This window comes from Hasllibacter sp. MH4015 (assembly GCF_020177575.1).
Classification (GTDB): Bacteria; Pseudomonadota; Alphaproteobacteria; order Rhodobacterales; family Rhodobacteraceae; genus Gymnodinialimonas.
Genome location: NZ_JAHTBK010000001.1, coordinates 2071816 through 2094243, shown reverse-complemented (window position 1 = coordinate 2094243; position 22428 = coordinate 2071816). Strand labels below are relative to the sequence as shown.

At 65.1% G+C, this 22428-nt stretch carries 21 protein-coding genes and 1 tRNA gene; 12 read left to right on the top strand and 10 right to left on the bottom strand.

Annotation, left to right across the window (positions count from 1 at the left end; all coding sequences use genetic code 11):
- Positions 1-23 precede the first annotated feature (23 nt).
- From arsC to KUW62_RS10755, 3 genes are read right to left on the bottom strand one after another with little or no spacing between them, the layout of a single operon-like run.
- The gene (gene arsC / locus KUW62_RS10765; protein ID WP_224815482.1) at positions 24-383 is read right to left on the bottom strand and encodes an arsenate reductase (glutaredoxin); all 360 of its coding nucleotides are present in this window, start codon (positions 381-383) and stop codon (positions 24-26) included.
- Entirely contained in the window at positions 374-1432 is a 1059-nt protein-coding gene (locus KUW62_RS10760) for a quinone-dependent dihydroorotate dehydrogenase (RefSeq protein WP_224815481.1), read from the bottom strand. Before KUW62_RS10760 ends, arsC begins: the two co-directional genes overlap by 10 nt.
- Positions 1433-1768: a DUF952 domain-containing protein gene (locus KUW62_RS10755; protein ID WP_224815480.1), complete on the bottom strand. Its 336-nt coding sequence runs from the start codon at positions 1766-1768 to the stop codon at positions 1433-1435. It abuts the gene before it with no gap.
- A gap of 123 nt (positions 1769-1891) precedes the next feature.
- Between KUW62_RS10755 and KUW62_RS10750 the strand changes: the two genes are divergently transcribed.
- The 4 genes from KUW62_RS10750 to KUW62_RS10735 all read left to right on the top strand — a co-directional run bounded on the left by KUW62_RS10750 (position 1892) and on the right by KUW62_RS10735 (position 4963).
- On the top strand, positions 1892-3496 hold the full coding sequence (locus KUW62_RS10750) for a bifunctional UDP-sugar hydrolase/5'-nucleotidase (protein WP_224815479.1): 1605 nt from the start codon (positions 1892-1894) through the stop codon (positions 3494-3496).
- Positions 3497-3674: 178 nt separating this feature from the next.
- Positions 3675-3842 carry a hypothetical protein gene (locus KUW62_RS10745; RefSeq protein ID WP_224815478.1) on the top strand — a complete coding sequence of 56 codons (168 nt, stop codon included), beginning with the start codon at positions 3675-3677 and terminating at the stop codon, positions 3840-3842.
- A gap of 159 nt (positions 3843-4001) precedes the next feature.
- Positions 4002-4667, top strand: coding sequence for an SOS response-associated peptidase (locus KUW62_RS10740; protein WP_224815477.1), 666 nt, complete (start codon positions 4002-4004; stop codon positions 4665-4667).
- Between the two features lie 222 nt (positions 4668-4889).
- A tRNA-Gly gene (locus KUW62_RS10735) sits at positions 4890-4963 on the top strand.
- Between the two features lie 41 nt (positions 4964-5004).
- Here the strand turns inward: KUW62_RS10735 and KUW62_RS10730 are convergent.
- Positions 5005-7179 (bottom strand): M10 family metallopeptidase C-terminal domain-containing protein, encoded by a 2175-nt coding sequence (locus KUW62_RS10730; protein WP_224815476.1) that lies wholly within the window; start codon positions 7177-7179, stop codon positions 5005-5007.
- A gap of 238 nt (positions 7180-7417) precedes the next feature.
- Here KUW62_RS10730 and KUW62_RS10725 point away from each other — a divergent pair, with 238 nt between their 5' ends.
- The 5 genes from KUW62_RS10725 to KUW62_RS10705 all read left to right on the top strand — a co-directional run bounded on the left by KUW62_RS10725 (position 7418) and on the right by KUW62_RS10705 (position 14441).
- The gene (locus KUW62_RS10725; RefSeq protein ID WP_224817090.1) at positions 7418-9208 is read left to right on the top strand and encodes an ABC transporter transmembrane domain-containing protein; all 1791 of its coding nucleotides are present in this window, start codon (positions 7418-7420) and stop codon (positions 9206-9208) included.
- A gap of 103 nt (positions 9209-9311) precedes the next feature.
- The gene (locus KUW62_RS10720; RefSeq protein ID WP_224815475.1) at positions 9312-11204 is read left to right on the top strand and encodes an acyl-CoA synthetase; all 1893 of its coding nucleotides are present in this window, start codon (positions 9312-9314) and stop codon (positions 11202-11204) included.
- A 23-nt stretch (positions 11205-11227) separates the two neighbouring features.
- Entirely contained in the window at positions 11228-12421 is a 1194-nt protein-coding gene (locus KUW62_RS10715) for a winged helix-turn-helix domain-containing protein (RefSeq protein ID WP_224815474.1), read from the top strand.
- 85 nt (positions 12422-12506) lie between these two features.
- Positions 12507-13652, top strand: coding sequence for a CapA family protein (locus tag KUW62_RS10710; protein WP_224815473.1), 1146 nt, complete (start codon positions 12507-12509; stop codon positions 13650-13652).
- A 111-nt stretch (positions 13653-13763) separates the two neighbouring features.
- Positions 13764-14441: a sulfotransferase gene (locus tag KUW62_RS10705; protein WP_224815472.1), complete on the top strand. Its 678-nt coding sequence runs from the start codon at positions 13764-13766 to the stop codon at positions 14439-14441.
- Here KUW62_RS10705 and KUW62_RS10700 read toward each other — a convergent pair.
- From KUW62_RS10700 to KUW62_RS10690, 3 genes are read right to left on the bottom strand one after another with little or no spacing between them, the layout of a single operon-like run.
- The gene (locus tag KUW62_RS10700) at positions 14410-15204 is read right to left on the bottom strand and encodes a metal ABC transporter permease (RefSeq protein WP_224817089.1); all 795 of its coding nucleotides are present in this window, start codon (positions 15202-15204) and stop codon (positions 14410-14412) included. The two genes, KUW62_RS10705 and KUW62_RS10700, sit on opposite strands and share 32 nt — an antisense overlap.
- A gap of 1 nt (position 15205) precedes the next feature.
- Positions 15206-15922: a metal ABC transporter ATP-binding protein gene (locus KUW62_RS10695; RefSeq protein ID WP_224815471.1), complete on the bottom strand. Its 717-nt coding sequence runs from the start codon at positions 15920-15922 to the stop codon at positions 15206-15208.
- A 23-nt stretch (positions 15923-15945) separates the two neighbouring features.
- A complete protein-coding gene (locus KUW62_RS10690; RefSeq protein ID WP_224815470.1) occupies positions 15946-16425 on the bottom strand; it encodes a Fur family transcriptional regulator in 480 nt (159 codons plus the stop codon).
- 68 nt (positions 16426-16493) lie between these two features.
- Here KUW62_RS10690 and KUW62_RS10685 point away from each other — a divergent pair, with 68 nt between their 5' ends.
- A complete protein-coding gene (locus KUW62_RS10685) occupies positions 16494-17585 on the top strand; it encodes a zinc ABC transporter substrate-binding protein (RefSeq protein ID WP_224815469.1) in 1092 nt (363 codons plus the stop codon).
- Here the strand turns inward: KUW62_RS10685 and KUW62_RS10680 are convergent.
- Genes KUW62_RS10680 through KUW62_RS10670 form a run of 3 tightly spaced genes read right to left on the bottom strand, consistent with a single transcriptional unit; the run spans position 17553 to position 19856 of the window.
- Positions 17553-18083 carry a hypothetical protein gene (locus KUW62_RS10680; protein ID WP_224815468.1) on the bottom strand — a complete coding sequence of 177 codons (531 nt, stop codon included), beginning with the start codon at positions 18081-18083 and terminating at the stop codon, positions 17553-17555. The genes KUW62_RS10685 and KUW62_RS10680 overlap by 33 nt on opposite strands.
- Positions 18067-19167, bottom strand: a complete 1101-nt coding sequence (locus KUW62_RS10675; RefSeq protein ID WP_224815467.1) for a cupin domain-containing protein — start codon at positions 19165-19167, stop codon at positions 18067-18069. Before KUW62_RS10675 ends, KUW62_RS10680 begins: the two co-directional genes overlap by 17 nt.
- Positions 19164-19856, bottom strand: a complete 693-nt coding sequence (locus KUW62_RS10670) for a fumarylacetoacetate hydrolase family protein (RefSeq protein WP_224815466.1) — start codon at positions 19854-19856, stop codon at positions 19164-19166. The genes KUW62_RS10675 and KUW62_RS10670 overlap by 4 nt, the downstream gene beginning before the upstream one ends.
- 328 nt (positions 19857-20184) lie before the next feature.
- Here KUW62_RS10670 and KUW62_RS10665 point away from each other — a divergent pair, with 328 nt between their 5' ends.
- Together KUW62_RS10665 and KUW62_RS10660 are read left to right on the top strand one after the other, a co-directional pair.
- Positions 20185-21507, top strand: a complete 1323-nt coding sequence (locus KUW62_RS10665) for a sugar ABC transporter substrate-binding protein (protein WP_224815465.1) — start codon at positions 20185-20187, stop codon at positions 21505-21507.
- A 48-nt stretch (positions 21508-21555) separates the two neighbouring features.
- Positions 21556-22428 carry a carbohydrate ABC transporter permease gene (locus tag KUW62_RS10660; RefSeq protein ID WP_224815464.1) on the top strand — a complete coding sequence of 291 codons (873 nt, stop codon included), beginning with the start codon at positions 21556-21558 and terminating at the stop codon, positions 22426-22428.

The following is a 22428-nucleotide window of genomic DNA, read 5'->3' as shown; positions in this document are numbered from 1 at the left end:
AATGAAATGACCTTAACCCGATCTTAATCCTTTTCGAGCCCTTCGAGCAGCGCCATCACACGCTCGGGCGGGCGACCGATCACGGCCTGCTCCCCCGCGATCAGGATAGGGCGTTCGATCAGGATCGGATGGGTCGCCATGGCCACGATCAGCGCGGTGTCGTCGGCCTCCGACAGGCCCAGATCCTTGTAGATCTTCTCACCCCGCCGCATCAGCGCGCGGGGCGCGACGCCAAGGGCGTTCAGCAACTCGGTGATCTCCCCCTCATCGGGGGTCTGGGACAGGTAGAGCCTGACCGACGGCGCGTGACCCGCATCTTCCAGCAGGGTCAATGCCTGTCGCGATTTCGAGCAGCGGGGATTGTGCCAAAAGATCAGGTCCATTCCGATACTCCGGTTCCGACGGCCTGGGCGACATTGGCATGGCTGTCGCGTTCAAGAAGGGCGTCGAGGCCACTGGCAATCTCCGTCACCAGCGATAGGCCGCCATAGACGAGGCCGGTGTAAAGCTGCACCGCCGAGGCGCCCGCCCGGATCTTGGCGTAGGCCTGCTCCGCCGAGGCCACGCCGCCCACGCCGATCAGCGGGATCGTGCCGCGCGTGAGCGTGTGGAGTTGGGCCAGCACGCGGGTCGATTTCTCGAACACCGGCTGGCCGGACAGGCCGCCCTTTTCGTGTGCGTGCGGGCTTTTCAGCCCCTCGCGGTCGAGCGTGGTGTTCGTGGCGATGATGCCCGAGACGCGACCGGGCGCGTCGAGGATGACCTCCACGATGTCTTCAATGTCCTGTTCGGACAGGTCCGGCGCGATCTTGAGGAACAGCGCGCCGGGATGCTCAGCCGTAAGGCGCACGGCATCGACGCGCGTGATGATTTCCGCGAGCGCGACCTTGCCTTGCAAATCCCGCAGCTTCTCGGTGTTGGGCGACGAGACGTTGATCGTGGCGAAGTCGATATGGGGCGCGCAGGTGCGGTAGACGGCGGCGAAATCCTCCAGCCGGTCCACGCTGTCCTTGTTGGCCCCGAGGTTGAGGCCGATGGGGATCTCGCGCGGCGTCTTGGCCAGACGCGCGGCGATGGCATCGGCCCCGTCATTGTTGAAGCCGAAGCGATTGATGGCGGCTTGGTCCTCCGTCAGGCGAAAGAGGCGCGGCTTGGGATTGCCGGGCTGCGGCTTTGGCGTAGCGGCGCCCACTTCGATGAAGCCGAAGCCCGCGCGCTGCAACGGCCCCGCAGCCTCCGCGTTCTTGTCGAAACCGGCGGCCAGACCGATGGGGTTGGGCATGTCGAGGCCGGCGATACGGGTGGCAAGGCGCGGCGACGTATAGGGACCGTCGAGGGGGCCAAGCCCCATCCGGAGCGCCGTCAGCGCCATGCCGTGGGCGCGTTCGGGATCTATCGCGCGCAGGAGTTTGAGACCGAGATTTTCCAGCATCTACATGTCGTCCGGAAAGGCGTGCACGCCGTCCACCAGAAGCAGGGGGGCGTGCCAGATCACGTCGGACAGGCGCAGGGGGGCGTAGAGGTGAGGAAATTCCGCGCCCCCGCGCGAGACCTCCCATCTCAGGGCGGGGCCAAGATCATCGGCCTCCATCGCCGCGAGGATCAGGTCGCTTTCCCCCGCGAAATGCTTTGCCGCCGTTTCCCGCGCCTGATCGGCGGTGGAGAAATGCACGAACCCATCGGTCACGTCGATCGGCGCGCCGGGGGTTTCGCCCTTGGCTTGCAACTCGGCCCATTCCGCGGCCCGCAGGATCTTGTAAATTCGCATGGCCCGCGTTTCCCCCGCCCTTTGCGTGGCGTCAAGTGTCACGGACGCGTCATCAATCGTCTTTACTTGGGCCGAGCGCAGCGCCAAGCTGCAATCTGTCCAACGATAAACCGGGAGATTTCCATGATTGCTCGTATTCTGGGGTCCACGGCGATGTTGGCGGGGCTGGCCGTTGCCGCCCCTGCCGCCGCCGACACCACCCTGCACCTTCTGCATATCAACGATCTGCACAGCCGCATCCAGCCGATCAACCGCTTCGACAGCACGTGCAACGCCGAAGACGACGCGGCGGGCGAATGCTTTGGCGGCGTGGCGCGGATTGCCACCGCCATCGACACGCTGCGCGGCGAGCTTGAGGGTGAGAATGTGTTGGTGCTGGACGCGGGCGACCAATTCCAGGGCTCGGCCATGTTCACGACCTACCAGGGTGAGGCCGCGGCGGAATTCATGAACGCCATCGGCTTTGACGTGATGGCGTCGGGCAACCACGAATGGAACCTCGGCCCGTCGGGTTTTGCGCGGTTCATCGAGATGGTGGATTTCCCCGTCATCGCGGGCAATCTGGACGTGAGCCAGGAGCCCGAGATCAATGAATTGCTGCAAGACCATGTCGTGCTGGACGTGAACGGCGTGCAGGTTGGCGTGATTTCCGCGCTGGCCACGGATACGGCCGAGACGTCTTCGCCCGGTGACAACGTGATCTTCACCGATGAGATCGAGGCGTTGCAGGCCGATGTGGATGCGCTGACCGAAGCGGGCGTGGGCATCATCATCGCGTTGACCCATGTCGGTCTGAACGACGATATCCGCATTGCCGAGGCGGTGACGGGCATCGACGTGATCGTGGGGGGGCATTCGCACACGTTGCTGAGCGCCAGCGATCCGGACCGCGACAGCGCGTATCCGACGTGGATTTCGAACCCCGACGGCACGATGGTGCCGATCGTGCAGGCCTATGCTTATTCGAAGTATCTGGGCCATCTGGAAGTGACCTTCGACGATGCGGGTGAAGTGGTCTTCGCCCAGGGCGATACGATGTTGCTCGATGCGTCGGTCGAGCCGGATGCGGAGATTGCCGCGCGCGTCGCCGAATTGGCCGCCCCCATCGAGGAGGCGATGAGCGTGATCGTGGGTGAGACCGCCGACTTCATCGAAGGCGACCGGTCTGTCTGCCGGGTTGAGGAATGCCCGATGGGCAACCTTGTGGCCGATGCCATGCTGGACCGCGTGGCCGATCAGGGCGTGACCATCGCCATTCAGAACGGTGGCGGCCTGCGGGCATCCATTGATGGCGGCGAAGTGACCATGGGCGAGGTGCTTACCGTGCTGCCGTTCCAGAACACGGTTGCCACGTTCCAGTTGACCGGAGCGGGCATTATCTCGGCCCTTGAGAATGGCGTGAGCGAGGTTGAGGAAGTGGCCGGTCGCTTCCCGCAGGTGGCGGGTATGCGCTACTCCTGGAACCCCGCCGCGGAGCCGGGCAGCCGCATCGTCTCGGTCGAAGTGGCCGAGGGCGACGGGTTTGTGGCCATCGACCCTGATGCGGTCTACAGCGTCGTGTCCAACAACTACATGCGCGGCGGCGGCGACGGGTATGACGTGTTCGAGACCGAAGCCACGAACGCCTACGATTTCGGCCCCGGGCTGGAAGAGGTCGTGGCCACCTATCTGGGCGAGAATTCCCCCTATGCGCCCTATACCGACGGGCGGATCACCCAGGCGGAATAGGTCTCCGACTGCCTGATAATTGAGCAATTTGCACCGGCCTTGGGCACTCCGAGGCCGGTTCTTTTTTGCCATGCAGTTTGTGCAAGGCGGGTTTCGAAAAAGGGGGGATGGTGGTTTGTGTTAGCGCTCACATATTGGGGGCACGAGAGATGAAACGCCAACCTGGAGGAGCTGTACCATGGCCTCGATCCTCAACACGATCCGCACTGCCGCCCAAAAGCGTGCAGCCTACAACCGCACCGTCGCGGAAATCTCCGCGATGCCGACGGAACTGGCTGTCGAAGACCTGGGCATCTTTCCAGGTGACGCGCACAGCATCGCCTATCGCCAGGTCTACGGCTCGTAAGGGCTGTTTGCACCACGACATGATGACAGGCCGGACCATTGCGTCCGGCCTTTTGTTTGTGCGGGTCATGGTTCGGGGGGCATTGTCCTGAAGCTGGGAACGGGGTGTCTGCGGCGAAAAACGGTTTTCGCTCAACGGCCAGCGCCCTAGACTGGACGGATGTGCGGACGCCTGACCCTGACCCATCCCAATGACGCGCTGGCGCGGCTGTTCGATGCGGCGCCCGCGAACGATCTGCCCGAGCCGCCCAATTACAACCTGTGCCCGACGCAAGACGTGAGCGTGGTCGTGTCCGACGGCGCGCGACGGGCGCTGCGCCCGATGCGGTGGGGGTTCATCCCCCATTGGTACAAGACGCCCACGGGTGGCCCATTGCTTATCAACGCACGCGCGGAGACGATTGCCGAAAAGCCCGCCTTCCGCGCTGCCGTGCGCGCCCGGCGCTGCCTGATCCCGGCGGCGGGGTTCTATGAATGGACCAAGGGCGCGGATGATGCACGCCTGCCGTGGTATTTCTCCCGCCCCGATGGGGCGCCTTTGGTCTTTGCGGGCATCTGGCAGATCTGGGACAAGGGGGAAGACCCGCTTGCGACCTGCGCCATCGTGACCACGGGTGCCTCCGACTGGATGGCGGAGACCCATCACCGAGAGCCGGTTGTGCTGGCGGAAGCGGATTGGCCCACATGGCTGGGGGAGGCGGACGCCAAGGCCGCGCCCTTGATGAAACCCGCGCCCGAGGGCCTTTATCAGCGGTGGCGGGTGGACCCTGCGGTCAATTCCAACCGCGCCCACGGCCCGGAACTGATCACGCCATTGGCCGCGTGAGCAAAAAAGAGGCCGCCCAGAACGGGCGGCCCAAGTCCAACAGGGAGAGAAGAAAAGATGGGCCGGGAGGAGGTCACCATCGTTTCCATGCTGAGATCAATAGCGGGCCTTTTTGGCAGAATTGGGGCGCTGGGAAACAATCACCGTGGCACGGCCCGGATGCGCGCTGGGCCGCGGGGCACCTTGACCCCCGGCGGGCTTTGACATACCCCGATGCGGCGCGCGGGCGTTGTGTAATGGTAAGACCTCAGCCTTCCAAGCTGATGATACGGGTTCGATTCCCGTCGCCCGCTCCAATCCTTCCCGATCCATTCGATAATCGCCCTGCGGCTTGCCGTCAGAACAGGAAATCCGTGGCGTCCAGATCGCCATATTGCACGCCCTTGAGCACGATCAGCCCGCTTCCGGTGTCGATCTGCACATCCGCGCCGATCTGGGTGGCCGCCGCCGTGCCGGAGCCGGTGCCGAGGACGTCGGCGAGGGTCTTGAGCGTGCTGAGGCCGGTGAAATCCAGCTTCTCCGCCTTGTTGAGGGCATCGAAATCCTCCACCACGTCCGAGCCGTGCCCGTCGCCGAAGACGAAGCGGTCGGCGTTGAACGCGCCCGTCAGCGTGTCGTCGCCCGCACCGCCGATCAGGATGTCGAACCCTGCGCCGCCAAACAGCGCATCGTCGCCCGCGCCACCGTCCAGGTGATCGTTCTGGGTGCCGCCGCGCAGCAGATCGTCGCCTTCCCCCCCCATCAGCGTATCGTCGTCGAATGTTCCGAACAGCCGGTCGTTTCGGTTGCCCCCGAGCAGCAAATCATCGCCGCGCCCGCCGTTGAGCACGTCGTTGCCCATGCCACCATCGAGCAGATCATTGCCATTGCCGCCGGTGATCCGGTCCGCGTCGCCGCCGCCGTAGATCGTGTCATTGCCAAGCTCGCCCGCAATGGCATCGCCACCTGCGCCGCCATGGAGGATGTCGTTGTGGGAGCCGCCATAGATCGTGTCGTTCCCGGTGCCGCCATGGATCTCATCCAGGCCGCGGCCCCCGTCGAGCGTATTGTCCGCGCCGTTGCCGATGATCGTATCATTGCCGGTGCCGCCGATCGCCCGCTCGATCAGCGCGCCATAGGCGATGGAAAGGTTGCCGGAATACCCGCCGATATCCGAAAACGTCCCCGCGACGAGGCTGAGGCTCTGGGCCATGTCATAGCCCGACAGGTCGATCAGGTCCGAGCCATTGCCGTCGAAGATCGTCAGGAACGGGTTGGTGTTGGCGGTGAAGTCATAGGCCGTGCCGCCATGGGTCGCGTTGAACCCATAGGTCGTGTCGCCGCCGTGGAAGGACATATCTGCCCCGTAAAGCTGATGGATGGCCAGAAAATCGTAAAGCATAAACGTATCGGGAAACCCGAGGCCGCCGCTTGCGCCGGTATGGGTCTCGTTGAAATAGCTCATCACCGTGAATTGGTGGCTGTCTTGCTGGAACTGGGCGTAATTGTCGTAGGTGAAGGTCACGCCCAGGGTCGCGTTGTAATCGCCCGGATGGGCCAGTCCGATGGCATGCCCGATCTCGTGCAGGATGGTGAAGGCGGCGTAGGAGCCGAAGGTGATCGCGCCCGTCGTGACGGATGTGTTGTTGAGCCAGACATCGCCCGCATTGTTCGCCGCCCCGGTGCCGCCCGGCACCGGCAGATAGGCATAGGCGCCTGCGCCGTCGAAGGCGCTGTAGGCCCCGAACAGGATCGTGGCATTGTCGGAGGTCGCCCCCGGTGCGACCTGATTGAGCGTGAGGTTGGAGATCCCGTCGAGATAGGCCATGGCCGCGGTGATTTCCGCCACCTGGCCGGGGGAGGGGGCGATGAAAGGGTTGCCGCCCACGGGGTCCGTGCCGTTGGGATTGCCGCCGCCGGGGTTTTCGCCGGTGGTGCGGATGGCCCAGGTCAGCGTCGCGCCCGTGCCCGGCACACTGGTCCAGGCCAGCCCGTCGCGGATGAGGTTGCCCGCGATCATGTCCGGGGCGTAGGTCGCCATCTCGCCTTCGGCCATGGTCACGCCATACGTGCCGCTGTCCGATCCGCCCCACGCGCGCACATCGAGGAAATAGGTGCCGCTGGTCGTCGCCGTGAAGGTGATGGAAGCGTTGTAGCCCGGCCCGCCCGCATCGTCGCTGGCCAGCTGCGCGCCCGCGCCGTCGCGCAGGAACAGGTGCGGGTCGGCGTTCTGGTCTGACAACGCACCGACGCCGGCGGCGGCGAAGGTGTAGGTCTGGCCCGCCACAAGCTCCACCGCGATCCAGTCGCTGTCGCCGGGCGTCTGGGTGGTGCCGAGGAAAACCTCCCCCAGCGCCAGGGCGGCTTGGGTCGACGTGTTGGCGCTCGCGTCGCCCGCTTCGGCGACCTCCGCCACCGGCATTGACGCCACGGCATCGACCGGCGCGGCGGAGCCCTGCGGATCGGTTACGGACAGCCCGCCATAGGTGCAGGCATCGAGATACGGGGTGAAGGCAAAACAGATCTGGCACATGGGCCAAGATGTCCCGCGGGATCATGGCGGGATTGTGCCACGAAGTTGGGGCCCCTTGGCCGGTTCGTTCAAATTCGATGCGGGCCGGTAACGTATTCGTTGCAAGGATACGGTCCGCGACCTATCGCCGGGGTGCCTTGCAGGCCCTGATGGGCTTGGGTATCGACATCCGGCAGACAATCAGGCGACCACGCGCGTGACAGACACGACCAATCCAGACCCGGCCAGGACCAATGCCCTGAAACCCGCCGCAAACGCGGTGGAGGATCGGGCCACGTCCAAGCGCATCAGCAGCCTTGCCGCGCTGTGGCCGTTCCTGCTGCCCTACCGGGTCGTGCTGATCGGGGCGGGCCTGGCGCTGGTGTTGACGGCGATGGTGTCGCTGGCCCTTCCGCTTGCCGTGCGCCGGGTGGTCGACGGGTTCGACACCGGCACGACGGAGCTTCTGGACAGCTATTTCCTTGCCGCGCTCGGCATTGCGGCGCTTTTGGCCGTGGGCACGGGCCTGCGTTATTACCTTGTGACGCGGCTGGGGGAACGGGTGATCGCCGATATCCGCAAGGCCGTCTTCGAGCGGATGATCACCATGAGCCCGGCCTTCTACGAGCGCGTGATGACGGGCGAGGTGTTGAGCCGGATCACCACGGATACGACGCTTCTGCTCAGCGTCATCTCGTCGAGCATCTCCATCGCCCTGCGCAACGCGCTGATCCTGTTCGGGGGCATCGCGCTGATGCTCTGGACCTCGCCGAAGCTGACGGGGGCAGTACTATTAATCGTGCCGGTGGTGATCGTGCCGATCATCGTCCTGGGCCGCCGGGTGCGGGAATTGAGCCGCGAGAACCAGGATTGGATCGCGGAAAGCTCCGGCAACGCGTCCGAGGCGCTGTTGTCGGCGCAAACGGTGCAGGCCTTTACCCACGAGCGCCCCTCCGCCCGCCGCTTTGACGACGTGACGGAGCAGTCCTTTCACAGCGCGCTCAAGCGCATCTCGATCCGGGCGGTGATGACGGTGATCGTGATCTTGCTGGTCTTCTCGGGCATCGTGGGGGTCTTGTGGATCGGCGCGCGGGATGTGCGCGAGGATGTGATGTCGATCGGCGCGCTGATCCAGTTCCTGATCTACGCGATCATGGTCGCAGGCTCCACCGCCGCCCTGTCGGAGATCTGGGGGGAGTTGCAGCGCGCCTCCGGCGCGACGGAGCGGTTGGTGGAATTGCTGGGGGCCGAGGACGCGGTGGCCGATCCGGACACCGGCGCCGCTCTGCCCCATGGCGGGCGTGGCGATATCACGTTCGACGACGTGCGCTTCCGCTATCCCACGCGGCCCGAGACGGCGGCGTTGGACGGGGTCAGCTTCACCGTGTCGCCGGGGGAAACTGTGGCAATTGTCGGCCCGTCGGGCGCGGGCAAATCCACGATCTTCCAGCTGCTGTTGCGGTTTTACGATCCCGAAAGCGGGACCATCACGCTTGACGGTATCGACCTGACCGACCTGACGCGCGAGACGTTCCGCAAGGCCATCGCCCTTGTCCCGCAGGACCCGGTGATCTTCGCCGCCTCCGCGCGCGAAAACATCCGCTTTGGCCGCCCCGAGGCCAGCGATGCGGAGGTGGAGGCCGCTGCCCGCGCCGCCGCCGCCCACGACTTCCTCGCCAAGCTGCCCGACGGCTATGACACCTATGTCGGGGAACGCGGCCTGATGCTGTCCGGCGGGCAGAAGCAGCGCATTGCCATTGCCCGCGCAATCCTGCGCGACGCGCCGATCCTGCTGCTGGACGAAGCGACAAGCGCGCTGGACGCGGAATCGGAGCGCGCGGTGCAGGACGCGGTGGGGGAATTGTCGAAGACCCGCACCACGCTGATCGTGGCCCATCGCCTGGCCACCGTGAAACAGGCTGACCGCATCCTGGTGTTCGAGGATGGCAAGATCGTCGCTGAGGGGACCCATGACAGTCTGGTGGCGCAGGGCGGGCTCTATGCCCGGTTGGCGCAGTTGCAATTCACCTCCGGCCTCGCCGCGGAATAGGCGGCCAACGCCGCGTTATTCTTGCGTGTGCCGGACGTTTCCCCGATGCTGACCCCAATTGAGGCGCCCAGATGCGCCCGCGGGAGATATAGGGGAGGACACGATGGCACGTTTTGCCACGGTCGAGGATATCAAGACGATTGAGAGCGACATGCCATGGCCCGAAAGCCAGCCGGCCGTCACACTCTATGAACAATTGAGCCGCACGAAAGACGCCCATGGCGCGCTGAACGCGATCACCTTCCAGCTGCAATCCGGCCCGACCGACCCGGCCGAAACGCTGACCTGGTCGGAGGTTCACGCCAAGGTCACGCGGGCTGCAAACCTCTTCCGCTCCCTCGGCGTGGGAGAGACGGATACGGTCGCCTACATCCTTCCCAATTGTAACGAAACGGTGCTGACGCTTCTGGGCGGGGCCGTCGCGGGCATTGCGAACCCGATCAATCCCCTGCTGGAGGCGGAACAGATCGCCTCCATCCTGCGGGAAACCGGTGCCAAGGTCGTCGTGACGCTGAAGCCGTTCCCCAAGACGGATGTGGCCCAGAAGGTGAACGAGGCGCTGGCGCTGGCCCCCAACGTCGAAACGGTACTGGAGGTTGATCTTCTGCGCTACCTGACCGGCCTGAAGAAGTTCATCGTGCCGTTCTTGCGCCCCAAGAACCCCGCCCGCCACAGTGCGCGGGTGCTGGATTTCAACGCGGAATGCGCCCGTCAGCCCAAGGATCTGAGTTTCGACGACACGAAGCAGGATCGCGTGGCGTGCTATTTCCATACCGGCGGCACGACGGGCATGCCCAAGGTCGCGCAGCACACCTACCAGGGCATGATCTATAACGGCTGGATCGGCCACACGCTGCTGTTCCGCGAAACCGACACGATGATGTGTCCCCTGCCGCTGTTTCACGTCTTTGCCTGCCACGTGATCCTGATGGCCGCCGTCACGTCGGGCGCGCATGTGGTGTTCCCCACACCCCAGGGCTATCGCGGCGAAGGCGTATTCGACAATTTCTGGAAGCTGGTGGAACGCTGGGGTGTCACGTTCATCATCACCGTCCCCACCGCGATTTCCGCCAAGATGCAACGGCCCGTGGATGCCGACATCTCCACCGTGAAAACCGCCTTCTCCGGCTCCGCCCCCTTGCCGGTGGAATTGTTCAACCGGTTCGAGAAGGCGACGGGCGTGACGCTCATCGAAGGCTATGGCCTGACGGAGGCGACGTGCCTTGTGTCGTGCAATCCGGTGGAGGGGGAGAAGAAGATCGGGTCCATCGGGGTGCCGTTCCCGCACACCGACGTCCGTATCCTGACCGACGGCCCGGGCGGCCCGCAGGATTGCGAGGTCGACGAGATCGGCGAGATTTGCGTGTCAAATCCGGGGGTTCTGGCCGGGCGCACCTATACGGAGAGCGCGAAGAACAAGGACCTTTACCATTTTGACAGTTATCTGCGGACCGGTGATCTGGGACGGATCGACGCCGATGGCTATCTGTGGATCACTGGGCGCGCCAAGGATCTGATTATCCGGGGCGGCCACAACATCGACCCCGCCGAGATCGAGGAGGCGATGGCCGGCCACGACGCCGTCGCCTTCGCCGGTGCCATAGGGCAACCTGACGCCTTCGCGGGCGAATTGCCCTGCGTCTACGTGGAGCTTGTGGACGGCGCCGATGTCACGGAAGAGGCGCTGATGAAATACGCCGCCGAACATATCCACGAGCGCGCCGCCCTGCCCAAGCATCTGGAAGTGCTGGATGAATTGCCCAAAACGGCGGTGGGCAAGGTGTTCAAACCCGACCTGCGCAAGATGGCGATCACGCGGATCTACAATGCAGCACTTGAGGAGGCGGGCCATTCGGCGCGGGTCGTGAAGGTGGTCGAGGACAAGAAGCTGGGGCTCGAGGCGCATCTGGCCCGGAACGGAGAAGCTGACGAGGCCGGTGTCGCCAAGGTGCTGGGGGATTACACGCGGCCCTGGCAATGGCAAGACGACCGGTGAATGTCCCGCGGGATCAATAGGATATGGCCCGCCCCCTTCTGTCCAACGCGCAGGCGCGGCGCCTGTTTCTTGACCGCCATCTGCTGATCGCGCCCCCGTCCGGCCCGGCGCGAGGGCAGGCGCTTGCCGATCTTATTACCGACCTTGGCTTCGTTCAGGTCGACAGCGTCAACACCTTTGCCCGCGCCCATGACCTGATCCTGTGGTCCCGGCGTCAATCCTATCGCCCCGCCAGCCTTCGTTGGGTCAATGACCGCGCGCGCGCGACGTTCGAGCATTGGACCCACGACGCCTCCATCGTGCCGATCCAGTTTTTCCCGATGTGGCGGATGCGGTTCGAGCGGGACCGCGCCCGTCTGCACGGGAAATGGCGCGATTGGCACGGCGGCTCCTTCCACGCGGAAATCGACAAGGTCTTGAGATACGTGGCCGATAACGGGGCCTGCTGCACGGCGGATATGGAGGAGGATCGGCCAGAGAAATCAACGGGTTGGTGGGATTGGCGGCCATCGAAGGTGGCGCTGGAATACCTCTGGCGATCCGGGGATTTGTCGATCTGCCACCGGCGCGGGTTCCGGAAATTCTACGACCTGTCCGAACGGGTGATCCCGGCGGAGCATCTGAACGCGCGGATGCAGGATGCGGAGATCGTGGATTGGGCGTGCCGCGCCGCGCTGGACCGTCTGGGCTTCGCGACCAGCGGGGAACTGGCGGCGTTCTTCGCGCTGGTCACACCGGCCCACGCAAAGGAGTGGGTGGCGCGCGCGCTGGCCGACGGCGACGTGGTGGAGGTCGATATCGAAGGCGCGGACGGCGCGCCGCGGCGCTCCTTCATGAATCCCAATACGTTGGAAACGCTCGAACAAATTCCCGAGCCGTCTCCCCGCGTGCGCATCCTTTCACCCTTCGATCCGGCCCTGCGAGACCGCAACAGGGCGGAGCGGTTGTTCGGGTTCTTCTACCGGATCGAGATATTCGTGCCCGCCCCCAAGCGCCGATACGGGTATTACGTCTTCCCGGTGATGGAAGGCACGCGGCTGATCGGGCGCATCGACATGGCGCGGGAGGGGGAGGTGCTGGCCGTTCGCGCATTCTGGGCCGAGGACGGCGTGCGTATGGGGCAGGGGCGGCAATCCCGCCTGATCGCGGAGCTGGAGCGGGCGGCCCGTTTCGCCGGGTGTAGCGATCTGCGCATTGCGTCCGATTGGTTACGGTGAGCCGCCGAGTTTTGCGCCCGCGTTGACAGGGCGGTGGCGGATCGGGTCTGCTGAGTTATCCACAGCCCGATTTTCAGGTTCCAGCATGTTTTCCAATGTCTTCCGGGGCAAAGCTAAGGTATGTATCGGTGCCGTGCTGGGGCTGTGCCTAGCCGTGGCATCCTGTGCGCCAAGCAGTGAGGGTGGGGCCGGGTCCTGTGCGCGGCCCGATCTGGTCTTTGGCGGCGACGTGTTGTTGCATCAGATCATCCAGTCGGAGGCCGCCGCCCGCCCGACCGGTTTCGCCCCGGCATTCGAGGGGATCTCTGCGGCTTTGTCCCGTGCAGATCTCGCCATCGTGAACCTTGAAGGCCCGGCTGCACGCGACGTCCTGCCCGGCGGGCGCCAAGGGCGCAGCCCGGCCACGATCTTCGACAACCGTGTCTATTCCGGCTATCCCCAGTTCAATTTCCACCCCTCCATTGCCACTGTGCTGGCCTCGGCCGGGGTTGATGTGGTGCAGACCGCAAACAACCACGCCCTCGATCGTGGGGCGTTGGGCGTGGATCGGACGCTGGAGGCGTTGCGCGCGGCTGGCCTGTCCACGACCGGCACACGGGCACGGGGTGAAGCGACGAATTGGGCGGCGCTGCGGCAGGTGAACGGGCAGACGATCGCCTTTCTGTCTTGCACATTCTCCACCAATGGACTGCGCGATGGGCGTGATCAGGTGCTTGGATGTTATGGAAATGCGCCTTCTATTCCAAATCTTATCCAGAGCCTGAATTCACAGCCCGGCGTGGATGGTGTGATCCTTCTGCCCCATTGGGGAACCGAGTATTCGCGGTCTCCCAACCCGCGGCAGCGTCGCCTGGCGCAGGCGGCGGCCGATGCGGGTGCCATCGCGGTGGTGGGCGCGCATCCCCACGTGCTCCAACCCCTCACGATCGTGACGTCGCAAGACGGGCGGCAGGTTCCCGTGGCCTATTCCCTGGGCAACCTCATCTCCTCCCAATGGGCGCTGGAGCGGCGCACGGGCGCGCTTCTCTACCTTGATATCGGACGGGACGAGGCCGGTCGAACCCGCGCGCTGAACCCCCGCTATCTGCCCACGCGGGTGGAGCGGTTCGTGGAACGCGGCGTTGCCGTATTTCCCGCCGCGACCCTTCCGAACGGGCCTCGCAGCATCGCCCATGCCCGGGCCGTTCTGGGGGACGCGATGGTGGGCCCTGACGGGTGCCTCGCCCGTTAACCTCGTATTGACCTTTCATCGGGCAAATTCAGCGTGACCACTACGACGGGGATCAGAGCCATGGATGTCTGCGCCATTGCAATCGAGCCTTGCGCCGGGAGGATTGGCTAGATGCCGAACCCCACGGCCAAGCACCTGACATCGCTTCCGGTCTTCGCACCCTCCACCCCGCCCACGGGCCCGCGTACCATCGTGTGTTTCGGCACGGCGCGCGGCGGGACCAGCATGGTGGCCGGTGCGATCCTCGGGCTTGGGGTGCCGATGGGCGAACGTATCGGGAAGAATGTCGAAGACCCGGCCTTCAACCTCGATTGGCACGGCGGACCGGTCGAAAGGTTCCTCGACGATGCGCGGCGCATTATCGCCGCCCGCAACCGGCAGCATTCCGTCTGGGGGTGGAAATTTCCCTTTGCACAAAGGTACCTGGCGCAATTGGCCGGGGATATCCGCGCGCCGCACCTTGTCTGTGTTTACCGCGATCCGGTCCCCAGCGCGGTGCGCGCCAAGGTCGGGCAATCGGAAGGGGCCAGCTACATGGTGCGCCGCCTGCGCGCCCAGATCCGCAATTCCGCGATGATCGACGCGATCGGCGCGCCGTGCCTGATGGTGTCTTACGAGAAGGCGGCGGCCCATCCGGCGGCCTTTTTGAGGGAATTGGCGCAGTTCCTTGGCCTCGACCTGCCCGCCGACCACGACCACATCCTGCGCTTCATGGCGCCCGGATCCTACAAGGACCCCGCCGAATTGCAGCGCGCGGTCATCCCGGACGCCGCAATCGCTGCGCAATGAGGGAGGCCGCGAACAAGGCCGCCGCGGTGCAAGTGATCGCCGGGCCGGCCTGCAAATCATAGTGCCACGCGGCCGCGAGCCCTCCCATGACCGACGCGATCCCCGCCAGCGTCGCCAGGACGGCCATCCGCTCCGGCGTGTCCGAGAAGGGGCGGGCGGCGGCGGCCGGGATGATGAGAAGTGCCGCGATCAACAGCACCCCCACGATCTTGATCGCAACGGCCACGGTCAGCGCCAGGGCCAGTGTAATCACCAACTGCTCCCGCCGCGGATCGAGGCCGGAGGCCTGCGCCAGCTCCACCGACAGGGTCGACGTCAAAAGCGCCTGCCAGCGCCACCACAACAACAGCAGCACCAGGCCAGCCCCGCCCCAGATCAACGCGATATCGCCCGTCCGCACGATTAGGATGTCGCCGAACAAAAACGCCGACAGGTCGATGCGCACATCGCTGGACAGCGACACCGCGACAAGGCCGATGGCGAGCGCCGAATGGGACAGGACGCCAAGGTTCGTGTCCATCGCCCGCCCCCGCGTCGTCAGCGCCGACACCGCAAGTGCCATCCCGAAGGCCGTGACGAGCGCCCCGAAAAAGACCGAGATATCAAGGGCCAAGGCCAAAGCGATGCCAAGGATCGTGGCATGGGCCGTCGCGTCCCCGAAATAGGCCATGCGCCGCCAGACCACGAAACTGCCCAACGGCCCGGCGGCAAGCGCCACGCCCAGACCCGCCAGTGTGGCGCGCGCCATCACGTGGTCGAGCATGTCAATCATGGGCGCAGGACCCGTCCGCCGCATGGTCGTGATTATGGTCATGGGCGTGGCGGTAGAGCGCGAGCGTGCCCTGCGTGCCAGACCCGAACAGGGCGCGGTATTCCGGGGCCGTCGCCACCGTTTCGGGATGCCCCTCGCAACAGATATGCCCGTTGAGGCAGATCACGCGGTCCGAGGCCGCCATGACCACGTGCAAATCGTGGCTGACCATCAATACGGCACAGCCGGTGTCGCGCCTCACGTCCTCGATCTTGCGGTAGAAGGCGGCGGCGCCGGGCTGGTCGAGCCCTTGCGTCGCCTCGTCCAGGATCAGCAACTCCGGGTCCGACAGAAGCGCCCGGGCCAGCATCACGCGCTGCAACTGACCGCCCGACAAATCCGCCATCTGCCGCCTGTCCAGCCCGCTGCACCCCGCGTTTTCAAGGGCTTGCGCGGCTTTCTTGTTGTCAACGCGCGACGGCAGATCCAGGAAGCGGCGCACGTTCATCGGCAGGGTCGGGTCCATGGCGAGTTTCTGCGGAACGTACCCGATGCGCAGTCCCGCGCGTCGTGACAGCGTCCCCGAATGGAGCGGCACGGCCCCGATCAGCGCACGCAGAAGGCTCGACTTGCCGGAACCGTTCGGCCCCACGATCGTCACGATCTCCCCCGGTTGCACGGCGAAATTCACATCGCGAAGCACCGGTGTGCCGCCGAATCGCACCTCCATGCTCCGGGCCGTCACAAGCGCGCTCACGGGGTTGCGTCCACGCAATTGGGGCACAGTCCCAGAGCCTCGATCGTGGCGCGTTCGATCACGAAGCCCGTGACATCCGCCGTCGCGGAAAGGGCGTTTCGGGCGGGTGTGGCAGCGATTTCGGCCACCGCGTCACAGGCCCGGCAGATCAGGAAAGCGGGGGCATGATCCTCGGCGGTGTGGATGCAGGCCACGAAGGCGTTCAGGCGCTCGATCCGGTGTGCGAACCCGTTGGATGTCAGGAACTCCAGCGCCCGGTAGGCCACCGGCGGCTGCGCGTTCTGACCGTCGGCGCGCAGGTGCTCAAGGATATCGTAGGCTCCGATAGCCCGATGTTTTTCCAAGAGAATCTCCAGCACGCGCCGCCGGATCGGGGTGAACTGCAATCCGGATGCCTCGCAGCGCGCGGCCACGGTGTCGATTGTCGTGCGCACGCAGCCGGCATGGTCGTGGGGGGTGAAACCGATATTCGTCATTGGGGGTTGATATGATATAACATCGCTTCTAACAAGGCCCGATCCTATTCACGCTGTGGAGCACGCCCATGATCCGAACCCTCACCTGTATCGCCGCCTTGTCGCTTGGTCACGGCGCAATGGCCGCGCCGCGCGTTGCAACCGATATTCCTCCGATCCACGGCCTCGTCGCAAGTGTGATGTCCGGGGTGGGCACGCCGGACCTGGTTGTGCCGCCCAATGCGTCGCCGCACAATTTTGCGCTGCGCCCCTCCGACGCCGTCACCTTGGAAGAGGCGGACCTTGTGGTCTGGGTCGGCCCGGAATTGAGCCCCGCCGTCGCCCGCGCGGTGGAGGCATTGGGCGACGGCACACGCCTGACCCTGCTCGATGTCGAAGGCACCCGCATCCTGAATTTTCGCGAGGGGCCGGTCTTTGTCGAAGGGGACCATGATCACGGCCACGAGGACCATGGGGACCACGAGGAGCACGGCGAGCACGAAGAGCACGGGGAGCATGAGGAACACGGGGACCACGAAGACCATGCTGACCACGCCGAGCACAGGGAGCATGAGGAGCACGGGGACCACGAAGACCATGCCGGCCACGAGGACCACGAAGAGCATGCCGACCACGATCACGCCCACGATCATGACCACGACGGGCGCGACCCACACGCCTGGCTCGACCCCGTCAACGCGCAGCTTTGGCTTGGCGCGATCGCGGAAGCCCTGGCCGAGCTGGACCCCGAAAACGCCGAGACCTACCGCGCCAACGCGGCTGCGGAGGCAGAGCGCATCGCCGCGCTGAGCGCCGAGATCGGGGACCGTATCGACGCCCTCGACAGCGGAAATTTCGTCGTGTTTCACGACGCTTACCACTATTTCGAGGCGCGCTTCGATATCGAGGCGGCGGGATCCATCGCCCTGGGTGACGGGGCAGCACCCGGCCCCCGTCGGCTCGCGGAGATCACAGACGTCATCCGGGCGCAGACGATCTCGTGCGGCTTTGCGGAGCCGCAATTCAACGCGGCCCTGGTGGAGGCGGCCTTCGCCGAAGGCGGCGCCCGGATCGAGGTGATCGACCCGCTCGGCAGCCTGGTGGAGCCGGGTCCCGGCCATTACACCGCGATGATGGAGCAGATCGCGTCATCCTTCGAGGCTTGCCTCGGCACGCAGTGAGGGCGGCACATCCCGCGCGCGCCCGCCCGCATCCAGCGCCATCGCCGCTTGCCAAAGCGTGATGGCCCGGATGCGCGGCGTCGCCCGCACCGCAACCATGGCGCCGCCGGGTCGCGCGACCGTCTCCTCCCACCCGGCATCGGGCAGGTCCCGCCATTCCACGTCCAGATGCTTGGCGGCGTGGTCGTAAAGTCCCCGCAACGCACGGGGCGGCAGGCTGGCCGCGTGACGCATCTCAGCCTCCGCCGGGACAGGCTGACCGGTCCGGGCGGCCGCGACCAGATGCGCCATATGCCGCGCATCGTACCCGACCGAGGCCACGACCCGCGCCCTTTTATCCACAAGAAGATCGTCCGGTAGGGCGCTGAGAAGGCGAGAGAAATTGGCCGTCGCCCGCCGCGCGAATAGCAGGTCGTCGTGGGGTGCTGCCCGCGCATCGTAGCGCGCGCCCGCGCCCTGACGCGCGTGCAACGCCGCGCGATCAGCCGCCGTCGACATGGGTGCGCGCGAAGTGCAGGCGCTCCATGATCGGGGCATCGGAGAAGCGGAACAGGTCGAAGCGCGTCTCCGCCTGAAGGCTCCACGGCACCCAGGACGGAATCGTGAAAAGATCGCCGGTTTCCAATGCGTGGGCCGCGCCGTCAATCACCACATGTCCGCGCCCGTCGAAGACCTGGAACACGGTCGATCCGACTTCCCGCCGCGCGGGCGTTTCGCATCCCTCGCGCAGGCGGTGGAATTCGCAGCGGATCGTCGGCATCACGTCGCCGCCGGTCGTGGGATTGGTATAGCGGATCGCCGCGTGCCCGTGCCCGAAGGTGGCCGGTTGCCCTTCATCCTCCAGCAGCAGCTGCTCGGTCAGGGCGCGGTCGGTGTGTTCCCACCGAAACGCGGCCAGGGGGCTGGAAACGGTATCCTGCAATCCCGAAAGGGGCCGCAGACCCGGATGCGCCCATAGGCGCTCGCCGCGCGAGAAATTCGGTGTCGCGGCATCGGTCACACGGTCCGCACCGAATTCGAAGAACCCCACATCCATCTGTTGTGAAAAGGGAATGTCGAGCCCGTCGATCCACGCCATAGGCGCATCGCGGTCATTGTGGTGGCCGTGGAACCGCCAGCCCGGCGTCAGCAGCAGGTCACCGCGCGACATGCGCACCGGGTCTCCGTCCACCACGGTCCAGACACCTTCCCCCTCCACCACGAAGCGGAACGCGTTCTGGGAATGGCGGTGTTCGGGGGCCACTTCGCGGGGGCCAAGATACTGGATCGCGCACCACAGGGTCGGCGAGATATAGGCGTTGGGCGCAAGGCCGGGATTGGCAAGCCCGATGGCCCGCCGTTCCCCGCCGCGCCCCACCGGCACAAGCTCGCCCGACGCCTCCGCCAGTGGCAGCAGGTCGGCCCATCGCCAGATATGCGGCACCGCCTTGGGCGCGGGATGCATGGGCATGAGGTCGCCAAGTTGGGTCCAGAGCGGGATCAACGATTGATCGGCAAAGCCTTGATAAAGCGCGCGAAGTTCCGGGCTATCCTCGGGCTGCATGCCGTGATCGACATTGTTGTGGGTGTTCTCCGCGCTCATGCCGGGTCTCCGATCGTGACGCTCAGATCCGGCAATCCGTTGATGGACACGACCGCCCTGTCACCGGGTTGGAGCGCACCGACACCGGCAGGCGTGCCAGTCATGATGAGGTCGCCGGGGGCGAATTCGATCAGGCCCGACAGATGAGCGATGATCTCGTCCGTGGCCCAGATCATGTCCGCCACGTCGCTCGATTGCCGGATATCCCCGTTGAGGCGCAGCGTGATCGCCGCCCTGTCGATATGGCCCACATCCTCGGCCCGGTGGATCGGCCCGATCACGGCGGATTGGTCGAACCCCTTGGCCATGTCCCACGGCCGTCCGGCCTTCTTCGCCGCCGCCTGTAGGTCGCGGCGTGTCAGATCATTGCCGCAGGCATAGCCGTAGATATGGTTAACGGCGTTAACCTTTTCGATGTTCCTCCCGCCGGTGCCGATGGCCACGACCAACTCCGCCTCGTAGTGCAGGTCACTCGTGCCGGGCGGGTAGGGCACGGTCGCGCCGTGCTCCACCACCGCGTCGGCGGGTTTCATGAAGAAGAACGGCGGCTCGCGGTCGTCATGGCCCATCTCGCGCGCATGTTCGGCGTAATTGCGCCCGACGCAGAAGATGCGGCGGATCGCGAAGCGGTCGGCCTGCCCCGCCACGGGCAAGGAGACCGGTGGGGCAGGGGGAAACACGTAGGCCATTCAACATCCTCCCAGATCAATGGTCCGTCGGGATGCACTTGAACATATCGCCCGGCCCTTGTCATGGGATCGCCGCGGGGCGTCGGATTGAACGCCGGACGACCGCCGCACCGGACCACCGCAAGCACCGTCCGGCACCGACGGCGAGCCGCCCGCGTAATGGACGCATCACGTACACCGCCCCAACCGCCTGTTCGTCGCCCGGTCCGACCACTCCGATTGCTGCATGTGCACAGTGCATACGAATGCAAAATGGCTTTGTGAGGCGCCGATCCCGTCCTATGCTGGCCCCACGCAAGGATCGAATCGCACACTGGGAGGTATAGCGATGCAAAGACGGACATTCCTCACAACCGTATCGGCCATGGCCATGGCGGCCGGGCTTCCACGGCTCGCGCTGGCCCAGGAAATTCCCTACGGCCTGACCCCCGGACGCCCCTACGAGGGCACGACGATCAACGTCCTGTCCGTGGTCACACCGCAATTCGACGGCCTGCGCCTGCGCGACCAGGAATTCACCGATCTGACCGGGATCGAGGTGGAATGGACCTTCATCCCCTTCGGCTCGCTGCAGGAACGCGTGAACGCCGAAGGCATCGCCGCAAACGGCGCATTCGACGTGGTCAACTACCTCGACAGCTGGGGCCCGCCCAACGCCCATTGGCTGGCGCGCATCGACGAGTTGATGGATCGCGACGGCATCTCCATGGATCGCTATCCGCCCGCCTTCGCCCGGTCGGCACAGTTTGAGGGGGAGACGCTCGGCTTCCCGCTCCGCGCCCACGCGCAGTTGATGTTCTACCGCAAGGACCTGATCGAAACGCCGCCCGCCACATGGGACGACGTGATCGCCATCGGCAACGAGCTGAAGGAAACCAATCCCGACATTTCGCCGCTTGCGCTTTACTACAACAATGACGGCAACCGTCAGAACCTGTTCATCTGGATCAACTTCCTCTGGGCCGCCGGTGGCCGGATCTTCAACGACGACTTCACCGCCGGTTGGACCAGCGAAGAGGCGCTCGCCGCGACGGAGGCCTATATCGGCCTGCATACGGAGCACGAGATCACCAACCCCAACAGCCTCGCCTTCGTCGAGCAGGACGCGCGGCAATCCTTCATGCAGGGCAATTCCGCGATGATCCCGGTCTGGTGGTGGGCTTATTCCGGGTTCATCAACCCCGAAAGCTCCACGCTCACGGCCGATCAGGTGGGTTTCGTTGGGATGCCGTCCTATCAGGGCACGACCGCAACCTACGCGATCTCCATGCCGTTCTCGATTTCCAGCTATTCCCAGAACCAGGAAGCGGCCTGGGAATTCCTGAAATGGCTCAGCAACCCCGACATGGACCGCGCCAACGCGATCGAGCGGGAAGTGGGCGGGGAAACGATCGTCAACAACGTCGTCACCCATGTCTCCTCCCTCACCGACCCGGATGTGAACGCCGCCAATGCGGGCATTCAGGAGGCCGCCTATGACAGCCTTCAGAATTCCGACATCATGCCGCAGATCCCGGAATGGCCCGAGGTCGGCGACATCCTGTCGGCGGCGATTGCCGAGGCGGCCGCGGGCGGTGACGTGCGCGAGTTGATGATGGCGGCTGCCGAACAATCCGACCGTGTGCTGCGGCGCGCGGGACGTATCCAGTAACCTTTCTGGAGGGGTGGGGGCGTCCGTGTCCCCGCCCGCCTTACGCCCATGCGCGATCAAACCCTAAAATATCTGCTGGTGTTGCCGGCGGTCCTGGTGGTCTTCGCGACCGCCGTGTGGCCCCTGATCGAGAGCCTGCGGTTCTCCTTCTACCAAGGCCGTACCGACAGGGGCGATTTTCCCCAGAACTGGTTGGGGTTCGAGAATTACGAATGGGCGTTCCTCTATGAACCGGCCTTCTGGAATTCCGTCTACGTCACGGCGCTTTACACGATCATCACCGTGGCGTTGACGACGCTTTTCGCCCTCGGCCTTGCGATGCTGCTGGCCCCCGGTGGCAAACTGCGCTCGGGCGTGCAGACGCTCCTGATCCTGCCCTTCGCGATGAGCCCGGCGCTGATCGGCGTCTCCTTCCGCTTCATGTTCAACCCGGAATTCGGCCTGTTCGACGCGTTCTTCGGGGTGGTCTTTCCGCCGCTGGCTGACGTTTCCTGGCTGGCCGACCCCGACCTGGCCTTCGCCGTCATCGTCATGGCCGATGTCTGGGGCTGGATACCCTTCCTTACGCTGGTTTTGATCGGTGGCCTCGCCTCCGTCCCGCAAGACACGATCGAGGCCGCGCAGGTCGACGGCGCGTCGGGCTGGCGCGTGTTCAAGGACGTGACCCTGCCGCAACTGATGCCGGTTCTGGCCGTCGTCATCATCCTCAAGGCGATCTTCAGCCTCAAGACCTTCGACCAGGTCTTCATGCTCACGAATGGGGGCCCGGGCACGGCGACCCAAACGCTCAGCCACTACATCTACATCACCTCCACCCGCTACGGGCAGGTGGGCTATGCGGCGTCCGTCGCTTGGCTGATGGTGATCCCGATGATGGTGCTGACCTATTTCTACGCCAAGTTCGTGTTCAAGAAGGATTGA

Coding starts and splice junctions, on each gene's coding strand:
- KUW62_RS10750 (WP_224815479.1), top strand. CDS start 1,892: ATGATTGCTCGTATTCTGGGGTCCACGGCGATGTTGGCGGGGCTGGCC.
- KUW62_RS10685 (WP_224815469.1), top strand. CDS start 16,494: ATGATCCGAACCCTCACCTGTATCGCCGCCTTGTCGCTTGGTCACGGC.
- arsC (WP_224815482.1), bottom strand. CDS start 383: ATGGACCTGATCTTTTGGCACAATCCCCGCTGCTCGAAATCGCGACAG.
- KUW62_RS10700 (WP_224817089.1), bottom strand. CDS start 15,204: ATGCTCGACCACGTGATGGCGCGCGCCACACTGGCGGGTCTGGGCGTG.
- KUW62_RS10740 (WP_224815477.1), top strand. CDS start 4,002: ATGTGCGGACGCCTGACCCTGACCCATCCCAATGACGCGCTGGCGCGG.
- KUW62_RS10755 (WP_224815480.1), bottom strand. CDS start 1,768: ATGCGAATTTACAAGATCCTGCGGGCCGCGGAATGGGCCGAGTTGCAA.
- KUW62_RS10660 (WP_224815464.1), top strand. CDS start 21,556: ATGCGCGATCAAACCCTAAAATATCTGCTGGTGTTGCCGGCGGTCCTG.
- KUW62_RS10745 (WP_224815478.1), top strand. CDS start 3,675: ATGGCCTCGATCCTCAACACGATCCGCACTGCCGCCCAAAAGCGTGCA.
- KUW62_RS10670 (WP_224815466.1), bottom strand. CDS start 19,856: ATGGCCTACGTGTTTCCCCCTGCCCCACCGGTCTCCTTGCCCGTGGCG.
- KUW62_RS10675 (WP_224815467.1), bottom strand. CDS start 19,167: ATGAGCGCGGAGAACACCCACAACAATGTCGATCACGGCATGCAGCCC.
- KUW62_RS10710 (WP_224815473.1), top strand. CDS start 12,507: ATGTTTTCCAATGTCTTCCGGGGCAAAGCTAAGGTATGTATCGGTGCC.
- KUW62_RS10760 (WP_224815481.1), bottom strand. CDS start 1,432: ATGCTGGAAAATCTCGGTCTCAAACTCCTGCGCGCGATAGATCCCGAA.
- KUW62_RS10730 (WP_224815476.1), bottom strand. CDS start 7,179: ATGTGCCAGATCTGTTTTGCCTTCACCCCGTATCTCGATGCCTGCACC.
- KUW62_RS10715 (WP_224815474.1), top strand. CDS start 11,228: ATGGCCCGCCCCCTTCTGTCCAACGCGCAGGCGCGGCGCCTGTTTCTT.
- KUW62_RS10720 (WP_224815475.1), top strand. CDS start 9,312: ATGGCACGTTTTGCCACGGTCGAGGATATCAAGACGATTGAGAGCGAC.
- KUW62_RS10705 (WP_224815472.1), top strand. CDS start 13,764: ATGCCGAACCCCACGGCCAAGCACCTGACATCGCTTCCGGTCTTCGCA.
- KUW62_RS10695 (WP_224815471.1), bottom strand. CDS start 15,922: ATGGAGGTGCGATTCGGCGGCACACCGGTGCTTCGCGATGTGAATTTC.
- KUW62_RS10680 (WP_224815468.1), bottom strand. CDS start 18,083: ATGTCGACGGCGGCTGATCGCGCGGCGTTGCACGCGCGTCAGGGCGCG.
- KUW62_RS10665 (WP_224815465.1), top strand. CDS start 20,185: ATGCAAAGACGGACATTCCTCACAACCGTATCGGCCATGGCCATGGCG.
- KUW62_RS10690 (WP_224815470.1), bottom strand. CDS start 16,425: ATGACGAATATCGGTTTCACCCCCCACGACCATGCCGGCTGCGTGCGC.